Source organism: Actinomyces succiniciruminis (genome assembly GCF_900002405.1).
GTDB classification, from domain to species: domain Bacteria; phylum Actinomycetota; class Actinomycetes; order Actinomycetales; family Actinomycetaceae; genus Actinomyces; species Actinomyces succiniciruminis.
This window is the reverse complement of record NZ_LK995495.1, coordinates 1-16227: the sequence shown is the minus strand read 5'-3', so window position 1 is coordinate 16227 and position 16227 is coordinate 1. Positions and strand designations below refer to the sequence as shown.

Here is a 16227-nt window from a genome sequence, read left to right as displayed (position 1 = left end):
GGCGTGTCCTCGCGCCGCAACCAGCTGCTCATGGACCTGGGCACCGAGTTGCAACTGGCCAGCATCGACGGCGCCGCCGACGCCGACATGAACACGCTGGCCGGCATCGTCGCCAAGGGCGCCCCCGGCTACAAGCCCTTCGGCCCCGTGCTGGCCGACGCCACCCGCACCGGGCTGGGCCGGATCCTCGGCCCCTCCGGCGTGCGCGCCGGCCGCGTCGGTGAGCGCGTGAAGGGCACCTGGGGGCTCGGTGACGGCTGGGTCGCCCACGTGACCGCGGAGCTGTTCCTGGGTACCCGTGAGGGCGCCTCCATGCGCGGCGAGGACCTGGCCACGCTGGGCTCCTCCGCGCCGCTGACCAACGCCGGCGCCGTGGACGCCCTGATCGACGCCGCCGTGCAGGCCGTCGCCTCCGCCCACGGGGTGAGCGTGGCCATGCCGAGCGCCGGCGGTGCCGGGGGAGCGGTGGTTGACTCCGCCGCCCTGGACGCCTTCGCCGCGCAGGTGACCGGTGCCGACGGGGTGCTGGCCAACACCGCCCGTACGCTGCTCGATGCCCTGGGCCTGGCCGACAAGGCGGGCGTGCCCGCCGACGCCGACGACGAGGCGGCCGCCACCCGCGCCGCGCTCGCGGCGATCGACGCCGAGCTCGGTTCCGGCTGGGTCAAGTCCGTGACCCCCGCCTTCTCGGCCGACCGCGCCGTCCTCATCGACGACCGCTGGGCCTCCGCCCGCGAGGACCTGGCCCGCCTGGGCAACGGCGAGACCGACCTGGCTACGGCCGCCGAGCAGCTGGCCCCGCAGCGCTTCACCGGCCTGGGGGCCGCCGTGGCCGACCAGGCCGCCTGGTGGGGGCGGCAGCTGCGCGCCGCCGCCGACGCCGGGGCGGAGGCGCCGGACCTGGCTCGTCGCGCCGAGATCGCCGAGGCGATCGCCGCCGCGGCCGCCCAGAAGCCGGTCGCCGGTGCGGACTCGGTCCGCTGGGCGGACGACGTCGCCGTGGTCACCGGTGTGGCCCCCGGCTCGATCGCCGCGGCCGTCGTCGGGGAGCTGCTGGCCGGAGGCGCGACCGTCGTCGCCACCAGTTCCCGACTGACCCACGAGCGCTTGGCCTTCGCCACCAACCTGTACCGCGAGCACGCCTCCGCCGGCGCCCGCCTGTGGATGGTGCCCGCGAACCTGGCCTCCTACCGGGACGTGGACGCCCTGGCCGACTGGATCGGCAACGACCAGACGGTTACCTCCGGCGGCTCCACGCAACTGGTCAAGGAGGCGCTGGTTCCGACGCTGCTGTTCCCCTTCGCCGCCCCGCGCGTGGTCGGCACTCTCGCGGACGCCGGCCCGGCCGCCGAGTCGCAGACCCGGCTGCTGTTGTGGAGTGTGGAGCGCACCATCTCCGCCCTGTCCGCCATCGGCACCGACACGCATGTGGACCACCGTCTGCACGTGGTGCTGCCGGGCTCGCCCAACCGCGGCACCTTCGGCGGTGACGGCGCCTACGGCGAGGTCAAGTCCGCCCTGGACGCCGTGGTGAACCGTTGGCGCGCGGAGAAGAACTGGTCCGGGCGGGTCACCCTCGCCCACCCGCGCATCGGTTGGGTGCGTGGCACCGGCCTGATGGGCGGCAACGACCCGCTGGTGGCGGCCGTCGAGGCCGCCGGCGTACGCACCTGGTCCACCCAGGAGATCGCCGCCGAACTCGTCGAGCTGTGCACCACCGAGGTGCGCGGCCGCGCCGCCCAGGCGCCCGTCGAGGCCGACCTCACCGGCGGTTTGGGCGACGACGTCGACCTGGTGGCCCTGCGCGAGAGCGCCGCCGCGACCGCGCCGGCCCCGCAGGCCGAAACCGCGGCTCAGGCGAGCATCAAGGCGCTGCCGACCCCGCACGTACCCACCCAGCCCACGGCCCCCGACTGGGGCGAGGTGAACGCCGACCTGGACGACCTGGTTGTAGTGGTCTCCACCGGCGAGGTCTCCACCTGGGGCTCGGGCCGCACCCGCCGCGAGGCGGAGCTGGGCATGACCGGCGGCGACGACGTCGAGCTGACCGCCGCCGGCGTGCTCGAACTCGCCTGGGGCATGGGCCTGCTCACCTGGCAGGACAGCCCCAAGGCCGGTTGGTACGACACCGATGGGGAGTTCGTCGACGAGTCGGATATCTACGCCCGCTACCGCGACGAGGTCGTGGCCCGCTGCGGCATCCGCGAGTTCGTCGACGACGGCGTGATCGCCACCGAGGGCCCGGAGGAGGTCGCCGTCTACCTGGACCACGACATCACCCTCACCGTGGCCGACGAGGCCACCGCCCGCACCATCGAGGTCACCGACCCCGAGCACACGCTGGTGACCCCGGAGCTGGTCGACGGCGCCCCCTCGGGGGAGTGGACCGTCACCCGCCTGGCCGGGTCGCTGGCCCGAGTGCCGCGCCGCGCTACGCTCTCGCGCACCGTCGGCGGCCAGTTCCCGGTCGACTTCGACCCGGAGCGCTGGGGCATCCCCGCCGCCATGGTGCAGGGCATGGACACCATCGCCTCCTGGAACCTGGTCACCGCGGTGGACGCCTTCCTGTCTGCCGGGTTCTCCCCGGCCGAGCTGTTGGCGGCGGTTCACCCCTCCGACGTGGCCTCCACGCAGGGCACCGGATTCGGCGGCATGGAGTCCATGCGCAAGATGTTCGTCGGCCGCTTCCTCGGTGAGGAGCGCCCCAGCGACATCCTGCAGGAGGCCCTGCCCAACGTCGTGGCTGCGCACGTGATGCAGTCCTACATCGGCGGCTACGGCTCCATGGTGCAGCCGGTCTCGGCCTGCGCCACCGCGGCGGTGTCCATCGAGGAGGGCTGGGACAAGATCGCGCTCGGCAAGGCCGACGTGGTGGTGGCCGGCGCCATCGACGACATCTCGATCGAGTCGGTGGTCGGCTTCGGCAACATGAACGCCACCGCAGAGGCCGAGGCCATGTACGCCAAGGGCATCTCGGCCCGCCACTTCTCCCGCGCCAACGACCGCCGTCGCGGCGGCTTCGTGGAGGCCGAGGGCGGCGGCACGGTGATCCTGGCCCGCGGCTCCGTGGCGGCCCGACTGGGTCTGCCGGTGGCGGGTGTGATCGGCTTCGTCTCCTCCTACGCCGACGGCGCCCACACCTCCATCCCCGCCCCCGGGCTGGGTGCGCTCGGCGCGGGCCGCGGCGGCAAGGACTCCCGTCTGGCCAAGGCCCTGGCCGCTCTGGGCGTGGAGGCCGACGACATCGCCGTGGTCTCCAAGCACGACACCTCCACCGGTGCCAACGACCCCAATGAGTCCGAGCTGCACACCCGCCTGGCTCGCGCCCTGGGCCGCAGCGAGGGCAACCCGCTGGTGGCCGTCTCCCAGAAGACGATCACCGGTCACGCCAAGGGCGGTGCCGCACTGTTCCAGGTGGCGGGGTTGGCCGAGATTCTGGCCACCGGCGTGGCCCCCGGAAACACCAGCCTGGACGTGGTGGACGCCCCGCTGGAGCGGGACGCCTTCTGGGTGTGGCCGCGTACCCCGATCCGCCTGGCGGGCCGCGGTGGAGCGGACGGCCGCGTCCCGGGCGCCGGCCCGGTGCGCGCCGGCCTGCTCACCAGCCTCGGCTTCGGACACGTCTCCGGCCTGATCGCCCTGGTGCACCCCGGTGCCTTCGAGGCGGCGCTGCGCGCGCAGGGCGGCCAGGAGGCCGTGGACGCCTGGGTGGCTTCCGCTAACCGGCGCCTGGCGGCCGGTACGCGGCAGCGCCGCGCCGGCATGATCGGTCGCGCCCCGCTGTTCGAGCAGATCGACGGCCGGCGCCTGGGCGAGGAGCGCAAGGGTCGCGACCCGCACGAGGTTGAGGCCGCCATGCTGCTCGACCCGCAGGCACGCCTCGGCGCCGATGGTGTGTACCACACCGGCGAACTCGCCTAACCTCCGACACCGGCACCAATGAGATGCCGGCACCGGTAGCAGCGGTGGCCCCGGGAGCTTCGGTTCCCGGGGCCACCGCACCGTCGGGCTCATCGCGGGGTTGTCGGCGCGAATATGTGCGCGGTTCGGACATATCGCGACCCGTAGGCTGATTCGGCCCGCCCATTCTTTACGAGGGCAGGGATTCTTCCGGGCGTCCGGTCTTTGCGTACTCCCGGAGCCTTCCTTGGGGCCGGGACTGGGGCCTCACCGTGCGGTGGTGTTTCCCGCGGGGTTCGTGCTCGTGGTGGTCTGTGTATTGACGGTTCGTACCTTTGCACCGACGATTCGTACTTGTATGCGACGGTTCGGCACCTAGATGTACGTACCGTCGTCAGAGAGTACGAATCGTCGACCAGAAGTTACGAACCGTCACAAGATGTGCCGAATCGACAGCCAGAAGGTACGCCCCCACACGAAGGTACTGCGTTGTTTCCACAGCTTTGGGAGCTTTGAGGCCATGACTTCTAGGATGCCGGTGCACTTATCATTGCCTGAATCGTGTACCGACTGGGCAAAAGATCGGGGGCGCCTGGTTGAGCGTCTGCCTCGCACACCCGCCGACACGAATAGCCATGAAAAGCCGACTTAGGATTGAGTGATGAGCAAGGCCAGCCGGGCCGCGTACCGATGCGAAGACTGCTTGTTCACGGTGCGCCCCATGCGCGCCTCAGACGCCCGTGCGGCCACAGGAGTGTGGTATCGCGCCTGGTGCGACACCTACGTCCACCCCGAAGGGGCCACCCGGCAGTGGATCGATGAAATCTGGAAGCCTCGGCTCAGTGACGAAGGCATCGCCCGCCTGGCACAGGACGCGGACTCCGGGGAACGAGGCTCTTACATGGTTGCCGACGGCGGTGACGGCGAGATCATCGGCGTCGCTCTCACACAGCTCGGAGACGCAGGCGACCAGCACCTTCAGGCGCTCTACATAGATGCCGCGTTCCGGTCCCACGGGGTCGGCAGCGCGTTGGCCCGGGCGGCCTTGGCGGGACTGGACCCGGCCCGGCCGGTCGACCTGGAAGTCGCCCGCTTCAACCGCGGGGCGCAACGCTTCTACATACGACTCGGATTCAAAGCAGTTCCGGGCTCGGACGCGCTGTGGCGAGGCGTGCTCCCGGTGGTCACCATGCGCCGGCCCGCCGGCTGGTGCGAGACACTGGCCCCATGAGCCAGCCCAATCCACCCAGCCTGCCCAAGGTGCCGGTCGGAGCCGGTGTACTCGGCGTCGGGGTAGACCTGGTGCACGTCCCCGGCCTGGCCGAGCAGTTGCACCAGCCGGGCACCGTCTTCGCCGAGCGGGCCTTCACCGCGCGCGAGCGGCGCGACGCCGCCCGCCGGGCCGACGCCACCGGCTCGGCGCAGGCCGAGCACCTGGCCGGCCGCTGGGCCGCGAAGGAGGCCTTCATCAAGGCCTGGTCCCAAGCCGTTAACACCAGCGCCGGGCGGGCGGTCCCTCCGCAGTTGTCGCCCGAGACGGTCGACTGGCGGGAGATCGAACTGATCACCGACCGCTGGGGGAGGCCGTCGCTGCGGCTGACCGGCGCCGTAGCCGTTGCCGTCACCGACTCCCTGGGCGACGGCGCCGCGGACCCGCAGCACTGGCCCGTATCCCTGACTCACGACGGCGACTGGGCGGCCGCCGTCGTGCTTTACTCCGCAAGCGACGCCGCCTCGCTTGACCGCCCCGATCGCGCGTGAGCCGCGCCGACGCTGGCAAGCCACACCCGCTCTCTGTATCGAACCGGACGCCGAATGGGGCCGAGGCAGTGATCGGCGACTCATCCGCGGTACAGTTCTGCCATGAAAAAGCTCATTAACTCCGTCGACGGCGTCGTGACCGACGCGCTGGCCGGAATGGCCGCGGCACACCCCGACCGCCTCCGGGTGGATGTTGACCAGCACATCGTCTACCGGGCCACCCCCAAGGAGGATGGCAAGGTCGCCATCGTCTCCGGCGGGGGCAGTGGCCACGAGCCGCTGCACGGCGGGTTCGTCGGCTTCGGCATGCTCGACGCCGCCTGCGCGGGGGAGATCTTCACCTCGCCCGTTCCCGACCAGGTCTCCGCCGCTACCGCCGCCGTAGACCGGGGCGCGGGCGTACTGCACATTGTCAAGAACTACACCGGCGACGTCATGAACTTCGACATGGCCGCGGAGATGGTCGCCGCCGAGTCCGGCACGGAAATCGCCACGGTTGTGACCGCCGACGACGTCGCCGTGGAGGACTCCCTATACACCGCCGGCCGCCGCGGCGTGGGCGTGACCGTGATCGTGGAGAAGATCGCCGGCGCCGCCGCCGAAGCGGGTCGCTCCCTCGCCGACGTGGCGGCGATCGCCAAGCGCACCTCCGAGGCCGGTCGCTCCATGGGCATGGCGCTTACCTCCTGCACCGTGCCCGCCAACGGCAAGCCGTCCTTCGACCTGCCCGAGGATGAGATGGAGATCGGCATCGGCATTCACGGCGAGCCCGGCCGGCATCGGGACAAGATCGCCCCCGCCAGCGAGATCGCCAAGCAGCTGGTCGACCCCATCCTGGCCGAACTGCCGGAAGGTGACCGGGGCGTCATTGCGCTGCTCAACGGCATGGGCGCCAGCCCGCTCCTGGAGCTGTACCTGATGTACGGCGAGGTCGCCAAGCAGCTTGACGCGGCCGGGGTGAAGGTGGAGCGCTCGCTGGTGGGCAACTACATCACCAGCCTGGACATGGCGGGCTGCTCGCTGACGCTGGTGCGCGCCGATGAAGACATGCTCGGCCTGTGGGACGCTCCGGTGAACACGCCCGGCCTGCGTTGGGGGGTCTGAGCGCCATGACGACTTCAACTGCACAGACCCCCTCCGCCCCGCTGACGACGCTGGCCGCCACGGATGTGGCCGCTTGGATCCGGCGCGCATGCGCCCTGGTCACCGAGCAGGCGGACTATCTGACCGCCCTGGACGCCGCTATCGGCGACGCCGACCACGGCGCCAACATGAAGCGTGGCCTGACCGCCGCCGCCGAGGCGCTGGGAGCGGAGCCGGACTCCCCGGCGGCGGTCCTCAAGCAGACCGCGATGGCGCTGATCTCCAAGGTCGGCGGTGCCGCCGGACCCCTGTACGGCACCTTCTTCCTGCGCATGTCCACCGCCTGCGCCAAGCACGAGACCATCGACACCGCCGCCCTGGTCGACGCCGTGGAGGCCGGCATTGGCGGCATTGTGCAGCGGGGTAACGCCGAGGCGGGGGACAAGACCATGCTGGACGCCTGGTACCCGGCCCTGGAGGCGCTCCGTGCCGGCACGGACGGCGCCTTCGCGGCCGCGGTCAATGCCGCCGCCGACGCCGCGGCGGCCGGACGGGACGCCACCGAGCCGATGCTGGCGAAGAAGGGGCGCGCCTCCTACCTGGGGGAGCGGTCCGTCGGTCACATCGACCCGGGCGCCGCCTCCACCGCTCTGATCGTGCGGGCGCTCGCCGACGTCGTCTCCGGCCAGACGGCGGACGCCGCATGACGGGCATCGTCGTCGTCTCTCATTCACGCCCGCTCGCCGACGCCGCCGTCGCCCTCGCCAAGGGGCTGATTCCAGGTCTGGATGCGCCCACAGAGGTGGCGGCGGGCCTGCCCGACGGCTCCCTGGGCACGGACGCCACCGAAATCATGGCGGCGATCGAGCGCGCCGACGACGGCACGGGCGTACTGGTGCTGGCAGACCTGGGCAGCGGCGTGCTCAGCGCCCAGATGGCCCTGGAACTGCTGGACCCGGACCTGACCGCGCGCGTGCGCCTGTCCGGCGGCGCGCTGGTGGAGGGCCTGGTCGCCGCCTACGCGGCGGCCGGCACCGGCAAGGACCTGGATGCGGTACAGGCCGACGCCGACGCCGCCGCGTCACTTAAACTGCGGCAGGTTGCAGGCCCCCCACCCGACTAGGAGCACCATGACCGAGACGACCTTCCAAGCCATCTCGATGATCATCTACTTCGTTGGAATGGTGGCGATCGGCTGGTGGGCCTACGGTCATAACGACTCCCTGGACGACTACATGCTGGCTGACCGCGGGCTAGGGCCCGCGGTCACCGCACTGTCTGCGGGCGCCGCCGACATGTCCGGCTGGCTGCTGATGGGGCTGCCCGGGGCGCTGTACGCCAGCGGGCTGGTGGAGGCCTGGATCGCCGTCGGACTGACGGTGGGGGCCTGGCTGAACTGGCGCTATGTGGCGCCCCGGCTGCGCTCCTACACGGAGGTGGCCCACGACTCCATCACCATCCCCAGCTTCCTGGACAACCGGCTGCACGACGACCGGCACCTGCTGCGCTGGGCCAGCGGGGGCGTGATCGTCGTGTTCTTCACCTTCTACGTCTCCTCCGGGATGGTCTCCGGCGGCACCTTCTTCGAGTCCTCCTTCGGCCTGGACTACCGGCTGGGTCTGACCCTGGTGGCCGCCATTACGGTGATGTACACACTGGTGGGCGGCTTCCTGGCAGTGTCCTACACCGACCTGGTGCAGGGAGTCATGATGGTGACCGCGCTGATCGCCGTGCCCGTTGTCGGCGTGACGCGCCTGGGCGGGTTGGGGCCGACCCTGCGGGCGGTCAGTGAAGTGGACCCGCACTACTGGGCGGTGCTCGGACCCACCACCTCCGTGATCGGCATCGTCTCCTCCCTGGCCTGGGGCCTGGGCTACTTCGGCCAGCCACACATCATCGTGCGCTTCATGGCGCTGCGCAGCCCGCAGGAGGCCGTGGCCGGCCGCCGCATCGGCATCGGCTGGATGCTGTTCGCCGTCGCCGGGGCGGCCGCCACCGCCATCGTCGGTGTGGCGATCTACCAGCACGACGGCGCCGCCCTGACCAACCCTGAGACCGTGTTCATCAGCCTGGGGCAGCTGCTGTTCCACCCCTTCGTGGCCGGGTTCATGCTGGCCGCCATCCTCGCCGCGATCATGTCCACCATCTCCAGCCAGCTGCTGGTCACCTCCTCCGCCCTGATCGAGGACCTGTACCGCCAGGTTTTCCACCGGCAGGTCTCCCAGCGTCGGCTGGTCATGTACTCGCGCTTCGCGGTGCTGAGCGTGGCCGTGATCGCCGCGGCCATGGCCTGGACGCCCAATGACACGATCCTGGCGCTGGTCGCCTTCGCCTGGGCGGGCTTCGGCGCCTCCTTCGGCCCCACGGTCCTGCTGTGCCTGTACTGGCGGAGGCTGACCGCCACGGGCGCCTTCGCCGGCATTATCGCCGGCGCCGTCGTCGTCATGATCTGGGGCAATGTCTCCGGCGGGCCCGGCGGCATCTTCGACCTGTACGAGCTAGCCCCCGGCTTCGCCGCGAACCTGCTCGCCGCCTGGGCCGTGTCCCGCGCCGGCACGCCGGACCACGCCGTCGCCGGCGAGTTCGACGCCGCCGTGGCCGCCGCCCGCTGAGACCTGTCGGCCGGCCGGGCCGCACCGGATACATGCGGGCCCGGCCGGAGTATCCTGGTGGTGCTCAAGGGAGAGACCACCATGAAGACCGTCCGCCGTCCCGCCGTCGCCGGAAGCTTCTACCCCGGGGATGCGCGCGCCCTGAAGCGCATGCTCGCCGACCTGCTCACCCGGGCGCGGGCCCAGCTGTCCGACGCCCCGGCCGTGCCCAAGGCCGTCGTCGTCCCGCATGCCGGCTACGTCTACTCCGGCCCCATGGCGGCGCGCGCCTACGCCCGCCTGGAGGCCGGCCGGGGACGCATCACCCGGGTGGTGCTGCTGGGACCCACCCACCGGGTGCCGGTGCGGGGACTCGCGCTGCCCGGCGCCGACCAGTTGGCCACGCCTCTGGGGGTGCTGAATGTCGACGCCGCCGGCTGCGCGCAGGCGGCCGCCCTGCCCGGCGTGAGCACCGCGCCGGAGGTACACGCCTGGGAGCACTCCCTGGAGGTGCAGCTGCCCTTCATCCAGACCGTCCTGGGGGCTGACGTCGCGGTGGTGCCGCTGGCTGCCGGGGACGCCTCGGCGCGCACCGTCGCCGACGTGATCAACGCGCTGTGGGGCGGGCCGGAGACCGTCATCATCATCTCCTCCGACCTGTCCCACTACCTGCCGCAGGACTTGGCCGTAACCGTCGACGAGGAGACCGTCACGCGTATTCTCGCCTTGGACTCCACCGTCACTCACGACCGCGCCTGCGGCGCCACCCCGCTTGACGGGATGCTGTTGGCGGCGCAGGAGCACGGCATGCGCGCCGAACTGCTGGGCCGGTGCACGTCGGCCGACACCGCCGGCGATCCGGATCGGGTGGTCGGCTACTGCGCCGTCGCCCTCCATGAGGCGGCCACCGCAGATGCCGAGTCCGCCGCCGCGGCGGGTCCACAGGCGACCGAGCCGCCCGCCGACGCCGGAGACACACTGCTGCGCCTGGCCCGCCGGGCGATCGCCCGCGCGGTGGGCGCCGAGGCCGGCACGCCCGCCGAGTTGCTGGCGGGGGAGCGACCCGCCTGGCTGGATCGCCCCGGTGCCGCCTTCGTCACCCTGCGCAGCGCCGACGGCTCCCTGCGGGGCTGCATCGGCTCGCTGGAGGCGCACCGGTCGCTCGGCGACGACGTCGTCGCCAACGCCGTGGCCGCCGCCCTGCGCGATCCGCGCTTCCCGCCCGTGACGGCGATGGAGCTGCCTGTTCTGAACCTGGAGGTGTCGGTGCTCACCACGCCCGAGGTCATGGATGCGCACGATGAGCAGGAGGTGCGCCGTCGCCTGCGCCCGGGGATCGACGGCGTGGTGCTGTCGCTGGGGGCCCGGCGCGCCACCTTCCTGCCGCAGGTGTGGGATGAGTTGCCCGACCCGGCCGACTTCCTGCGCCAGCTCAAGCGCAAGGCCGGCTGGCCGGCCGGTTTCTGGGATGCGGACCTGGTGGTGGAGACCTACCGGGTTCGCGCCTGGGAGGAGCCGTGACCGCCTCCGCCCCGCCCGCCTCCAGGCCGGGTGCGGCGGGTGGGGACGCCGGATACACGGCCCGCTGGTGGCACCCGCTGCCGGACGGCCGGCTGCAATGCGACCTGTGCCCGCGGCACTGCCGCCTGCGGGAGGGACAGCGGGGTTTCTGCTTCGTGCGTCGGCGCAGCGGGGAGCGGATCGTGCTGACCGCATACGGCCGGTCCACGGGTGTGTGCCTGGACCCGGTGGAGAAGAAGCCGCTGAACCATGTCCACCCCGGCAGTTCGGTGTTGTCCTTCGGCACCGCCGGGTGCAACCTGTCTTGCAAGTTCTGCCAGAACTGGGAGATCTCCACCGCCCGCTCCATCGAGGTGCTCAGCGTGGACGCCCCGCCGGGCAGCATCGTCGATCAGGCCGCCCGATTGGGTGCCCGCGCCGTCGCCTTCACCTACAACGACCCGGTGGTCTTCGCCGAGTACGCCATCGACACCGCCCACGCCTGCCACGAGCGCGGACTGCTGGCCTACGCGGTCAGCGCCGGATGGATCTGTGCCGAACCGGCGCTGGAACTGTTCGGCGCCGTCGACGCCGCCAACATTGATCTCAAGGGCTTCACCGAGGACTTCTACCGGAAGATCACCGGGGCGCGGCTGCGCGACGTGCAGGACACACTGGTGCGCGTGCGCGAGCACACCTCGACCTGGCTGGAACTGACCACGCTGCTCATCCCGGGCCTGAACGACTCGCCGGAGGAGATCGGTCGGCTCGCCGCCTGGGTGGCCGGCGCGCTGGGCGCGGACACGCCGCTGCACCTGACGGCCTTCCACCCCGCCCACCGCATGCTGGACCGGCCACCGACGCCGGTGGCGACGCTTCGGCGGGCCCGCCGCGCGGCGCTGGATGCGGGGCTGAACTTCGTGTACCTGGGCAATGTGCGCGACGAGGAGGGTGCGACCACGCACTGCCCCGGCTGCGGCGCCCCGGTTATCGTCCGCCGCGGCTACACGGTAGAGACCTACGAGCTGGATGCGTCGGGTTGCTGCCGGCACTGCGGGCGGCGGCTGCCCGGCCTTTTCGACGCCGACGATCCCGGCGACGGCACGGCAGCATTCCCGTGGCGCCTGGCCCCGACGGGCTGGTGAGCGGGGTTGCCACTGCTGCGACCAGCCACTAATGTCGGCAATGCATGAAACGTGCTCCGGGGTCGGTGAAAGTCCGAACCGGCGGTGACAGTCCGCGACCCGGTTGTGTCCACCCGCAGGGTGGGTGCGGTCGGCTGAGCCGGTGGAATTCCGGCACCGACGGTGAAAGTCCGGATGGGAGGAGACACGTGGCGCGCGTCCGGCGTCGGCGGATCGTGGTGCGTTCCCATGCGGGCGTATCCCGGCCGTAGGCAGCGGCCCCGCGCCGTGCGGCGCTACGCGCGTACCGCCCGTCACCCCGGAGTGCCCCGGGGCGGGTGCTCCGGGGGAGCCGGAGAGGACACCGCGCATGACCAGCGCCACCGTCGCCAGCACCGCCCTCGGCGTGGCCGACCGTGAGGCTGCCCGCGCGCCGCGGCGCCCACGTACCGGATCGTCCCGTCTGCTGCGACCGTTGCTGAACCCACCGGCAGCCCTCGGGGCCGTGCTGCTGCTGGCCTGGTGGGCGATCACCCGCGCCGGGCTGATCCCGCCGGTCTTTCTGCCCAGCCCCGGCGACGTCGCCCGCCGCCTGGTGCTCGCCTTCACCCAAGGCGGCCTGGCCGGATACACCTGGGTGACACTGCGCGAGGCGCTGCTGGGCTGCCTGGCCGCCGCCGCCCTGTCGCTGCCCCTGGCCTGGACCCTGTACCACTCCCGCCGCTTCTCCCGCGCCGTCCTGCCGTACGTGGCCGCCTCCCAGGCGGTCCCGGCCATCGCCATCGCGCCGCTGCTGGTGGTGTGGATCGGCTATGGGACGGTGCCGACCGTGGTGTTGTGCGTGCTCATGGTTTTCTTCCCCATCACCGTCACCGTCCTGCTGGGCCTGCGGGGCCTGGACGCCGACGTCATCGACGCCGCCCGGCTCGACGGCGCCCACGGACTGTCCATGCTGGTTTACCTGGAGCTGCCCATGGCACTGCCCTCCATTCTGTCCGGCCTGCGCACGGGATTCACCCTGTCCGTCACCGGCGCCGTGATCGGCGAGATGACCATGGGCGGAGAGGGCCTGGGCATGGTGCTCGCCTCCCAGCGGCAGACCGTGGACACCACCGGGCTGTTCTCCACCATCGTGGTGCTGTGCGTCATCGCCACCACCATCCACTGGGTGCTGCATGAACTGGAGCGCCGCAGCCGCGTCGTCGCCTCCATGCGGGGGCGCCGCGCCACCTGAGTGCCCGCCCCGCCGCGGCGCGAACGCCGCTCCCAACCGATTCCCACTTTCCCCACTTCTACCCGCCCGCTTCTCCTCACCGCCGCACGGCACCGAAAGGAACCCCCATGACCGCCCTCGCCCCCCGCTTGACCCGCCGCACGCTGCTGACCGCCATGGGAGCGGGCGCCGCCGGGCTGCTGGCAGCCTGCGCCTCGGGCACCGGCGCCCGGACCGCGACGGCCTCCGCCTCTGCCGACGCCTCCGGGCTGGTGATCGGTATGACCTACACCCCGAATGTGCAGTTCGCCCCCTTCTACCTGGCCCTGGCCGACGGCGACTATGCGGCGGGCGTCTCCCTGCGTCACCACGGGGAGCAGGAGGGGCAGTTCGACGCGCTGCTGGCCGGGACCGAGCACGTGGTGGTGGCGGGCGGCGACGAGGCCATCGTGGCCGCGTCCAACGGCAATGAGCTGGTGATCATCGGCGGCTACTACCAGCGCTACCCGGGCTGCATCATCGTCCCCGAGGAGTCCGACATCACCCAGCTCGCGGACCTGGCCGGCAAGACGATCGGCACCCCCGGCAAGACGGGGGAGACCTGGTACTCGGTGCTGGTGGCGCTGTCCTCGGCCGGGCTGAGCGAGGACGACGTCGACGTGCAGGAGATCGGCTACACCCAGCAGGCCGCACTTTCCAGCGGCAAGGTGGACGCGATCGCCGGCTTCTCCAACAACGACGCCGTCCAGATCGCCCAGAACGGCATGCCCGTGCGCATCATCGCGATCGGCGAGGAGGTGCCGCTGCTGGGCGCCTCCCTGATCACCACCCCGCGGGTGCTGGCCGACCGCCGCGCCGACCTGGAGGCGGTGGTGGCGGCCTCCGCCGTCGGGATGACCAAGTTCGTGGATGACCCCGATGCGGCCGTGGAGGCCACCAAGGAGTACGTGCCCGACCTGGTCGACTCCACGCAGGCCGAGAACGCGCGTGAGGTGGCCGTGGCCACGGGTGAGCTGGTGCGCCCCAGCGAGAACACCGTGGTGGGAGCGCTGGTGCCGGAGCAGGTGGGGGAGACCATCGACTTCCTGGCCGGCCGCGGCCTGCTCGGTGAGACCACCGTGACCTCCGACAACGTCTGCGACCCGCTGCTCACCGTCTGAACATAGTTACAGCCGGCAGGCCACCAGGGAGGACACCAGGATGGCGCGCGCGCCGATGGCGTAGAGCTCGTCCATGACGCGGTTGGCGTCCTTGCGGGGGACCATCGCCCGCACCGCCACCCAGTCGGGGTTCTGCAGCGGGGAGACGGTGGGGGACTCGATGCCGGGGGTGATCTCGCTGGCCAGGTGCAGCCGGTTCATGGGGATGTCGTAGTCCACGAGCACATAGGAGCGGGCCCGCAACACCCCCTCCAGACGACGCACGAGCGTGGCCAGGCCGGGCTCGTCGCGGTACTGCTCGGTGGTGATCAGCACCGCCTCACTGGCCAGGATCGGTTCGCCGAAGGTCTCCAGGCCGGCGGCACGCAGCGTGGACCCGGTCTCGACGACGTCGGCGATCAGGTCCGCCACCCCCAGCTGCACGGAGGACTCCACGGCGCCGTCCAGGTGCACGGTCTGAGCATTGATTCCCTGTTCGGCCAGGAAGTTACGCACGAGCACGTCGTAGGAGGTGGCCACCCGCTTGCCCTCGATGTCGGCGAGCGTGCTCATGGTGCCGGCGGGCGCGGCGAAGCGGAAGGTGGAACGGGCGAAACCGAGCGGAAGGTGCTCGATCGCCTCCACGCCCGAGTCCAGCAGTAGGTCGCGTCCGGTGACGCCGGCGTGCACGGTGCCCTGGCCGACGTAAACGGCGATGTCGCGCGGACGCAGGAAGAACAGCTCGACCTGGTTGGCGTCGTCGACCAGGACGAGTTCCCGCCCGGAGCGGCGGGTGCGGTAGCCCGCCTCGGCGAGCATGGTGGTGGCGGGCTCGGACAGGGAGCCCTTGTTGGGCACGGCGATGCGCAGCACGGTGGTCCTTGATGTGGTGAGTGGGTGGTGGGTCGATGCGGGGCCCGGCGGGCCGGTCACAGGTAGCGGTAGATGTCCTCGAGCGTGTAGCCCTTGGCGAGCATCATCACCTGGGTGTGGTACAGCAGCTGGCTGAGCTCCTCACAGGCGGCCTCGTCGGACTCGTGCTCGCAGGCCATCCAGGACTCGGCGGCCTCCTCCACCAGCTTCTTGCCGATGAAGTGCACGCCGCGGTCGAGCTCCTCAACCGTGCCGGACCCGGCGGGGCGGGTGGCGGCCTTGTCCTTGAGCTCGGCGAAAAGGTCCTCGAAAGTCTTCATGGGCTCAGCGTAGTGCAGCCCCCGGTGTGGTCGCCGCGCCCGCCCGGGCCGCGGGCAGGGCCTGGGCCAGCCGGGCGGCGTGGCGGCCGGCCGCGGCCGCGGTCAGGAAGCCGGCGGCGTCCTCGGACAGGCCACGGCCCATGGTGTTCAGGCGCACGCCGGTATCCCGCTCCACGGCGGCCAGGGCCCCGAACAGCCCGGTCACCGGCACCTCCACCAGCCGGTGCGTGGCTCCCTGCCGGCGCGGGGCGCACAGGGCGGCGGCCTGCTCGGACACCTGCCGCCCGAAGGCGCCCTCCAGGCGAGGAACGACGACGTCGGCCGCGGCCAGGGCGACGCGCCCGTAGGCGGTCAGGGAGTGGTGGGAGATACCGCGGTGGCGGGCGCGGCCGTCCGCCTCGGACACGCGCAGACAGGCGACCGGGTGGCCGTCCAGGGCGGCGACGGCGTTGACGGCGTCGCCGCAGGCCACCCCGGAGAAGCCCCAGGGGGTGTCGGTGCCCAGGTTGCCGGGGCCCTGGGCGACCACGATCACGTCCGCGCCCAGCACCAGCCGGGCCGCCAACAGGCCAGCAGCCCCGCCTCCTGCAGGGCGGCGACCGTACGCGAGTAGGGCAGCGGCAGAGCGCCGCCGTCGGTCATGACGTAGACGACGCGCAGCTCGCGCCGCCGCGACGGCGCCGCCGCCGCGTCGCGGTCCGGCTCCAGCGGGGCGCGCAGGCC

Annotated in this window: 13 protein-coding genes, 1 pseudogene and 1 riboswitch; of the genes and pseudogenes, 11 read left to right on the top strand and 3 right to left on the bottom strand. The window is 71.9% G+C overall.

Features of this window, described 5'->3' with window-relative positions; genetic code table 11:
- From BN1056_RS06380 to BN1056_RS06330, 11 genes are all read left to right on the top strand, one after another.
- A partial coding sequence (locus BN1056_RS06380) for a beta-ketoacyl synthase N-terminal-like domain-containing protein (protein ID WP_280516446.1) occupies window positions 1-3921 on the top strand: 3921 nt, incomplete at its 5' end.
- Window positions 3922-4621: 700 nt separating this feature from the next.
- Window positions 4622-5131 (top strand): GNAT family N-acetyltransferase, encoded by a 510-nt coding sequence (locus tag BN1056_RS06375; RefSeq protein ID WP_210579870.1) that lies wholly within the window; start codon window positions 4622-4624, stop codon window positions 5129-5131.
- Entirely contained in the window at window positions 5128-5661 is a 534-nt protein-coding gene (acpS, locus tag BN1056_RS06370; RefSeq protein ID WP_210579869.1) for a holo-ACP synthase AcpS, read from the top strand. The genes BN1056_RS06375 and acpS overlap by 4 nt, the downstream gene beginning before the upstream one ends.
- 102 nt (window positions 5662-5763) lie before the next feature.
- Window positions 5764-6765: a dihydroxyacetone kinase subunit DhaK gene (gene dhaK / locus BN1056_RS06365; RefSeq protein WP_210579867.1), complete on the top strand. Its 1002-nt coding sequence runs from the start codon at window positions 5764-5766 to the stop codon at window positions 6763-6765.
- 5 nt (window positions 6766-6770) lie between these two features.
- Complete coding sequence (dhaL, locus tag BN1056_RS06360; protein WP_210579865.1) at window positions 6771-7451, top strand: dihydroxyacetone kinase subunit DhaL; 681 nt, start codon at window positions 6771-6773, stop codon at window positions 7449-7451.
- The gene (gene dhaM / locus BN1056_RS06355) at window positions 7448-7867 is read left to right on the top strand and encodes a dihydroxyacetone kinase phosphoryl donor subunit DhaM (protein ID WP_210579864.1); all 420 of its coding nucleotides are present in this window, start codon (window positions 7448-7450) and stop codon (window positions 7865-7867) included. Before dhaL ends, dhaM begins: the two co-directional genes overlap by 4 nt.
- A 7-nt stretch (window positions 7868-7874) precedes the next feature.
- Complete coding sequence (gene putP / locus BN1056_RS06350; RefSeq protein ID WP_210579861.1) at window positions 7875-9356, top strand: sodium/proline symporter PutP; 1482 nt, start codon at window positions 7875-7877, stop codon at window positions 9354-9356.
- A gap of 81 nt (window positions 9357-9437) precedes the next feature.
- On the top strand, window positions 9438-10856 hold the full coding sequence (gene amrB / locus BN1056_RS14665) for an AmmeMemoRadiSam system protein B (protein ID WP_244671555.1): 1419 nt from the start codon (window positions 9438-9440) through the stop codon (window positions 10854-10856).
- A complete protein-coding gene (gene amrS, locus BN1056_RS06340) occupies window positions 10853-11980 on the top strand; it encodes an AmmeMemoRadiSam system radical SAM enzyme (RefSeq protein WP_210579859.1) in 1128 nt (375 codons plus the stop codon). The genes amrB and amrS overlap by 4 nt, the downstream gene beginning before the upstream one ends.
- A 48-nt stretch (window positions 11981-12028) precedes the next feature.
- A riboswitch (FMN riboswitch) is annotated at window positions 12029-12171 on the top strand.
- Window positions 12172-12329: 158 nt separating this feature from the next.
- Window positions 12330-13193: an ABC transporter permease gene (locus tag BN1056_RS06335; RefSeq protein WP_210579858.1), complete on the top strand. Its 864-nt coding sequence runs from the start codon at window positions 12330-12332 to the stop codon at window positions 13191-13193.
- 107 nt (window positions 13194-13300) lie between these two features.
- Entirely contained in the window at window positions 13301-14332 is a 1032-nt protein-coding gene (locus BN1056_RS06330; protein WP_210579857.1) for an ABC transporter substrate-binding protein, read from the top strand.
- 6 nt (window positions 14333-14338) lie between these two features.
- On the opposite strand, the gene hisG is transcribed toward BN1056_RS06330, so the two are convergent.
- The 3 genes and pseudogenes from hisG to BN1056_RS06315 form a co-directional block, all read right to left on the bottom strand.
- Window positions 14339-15184 (bottom strand): ATP phosphoribosyltransferase, encoded by an 846-nt coding sequence (gene hisG / locus BN1056_RS06325; RefSeq protein WP_073332221.1) that lies wholly within the window; start codon window positions 15182-15184, stop codon window positions 14339-14341.
- A 56-nt stretch (window positions 15185-15240) separates the two neighbouring features.
- Window positions 15241-15504, bottom strand: coding sequence for a phosphoribosyl-ATP diphosphatase (locus BN1056_RS06320; RefSeq protein ID WP_073332223.1), 264 nt, complete (start codon window positions 15502-15504; stop codon window positions 15241-15243).
- Between the two features lie 4 nt (window positions 15505-15508).
- Window positions 15509-16227 (bottom strand): annotated as a pseudogene (locus BN1056_RS06315) (DUF3866 family protein); the annotation flags it as partial.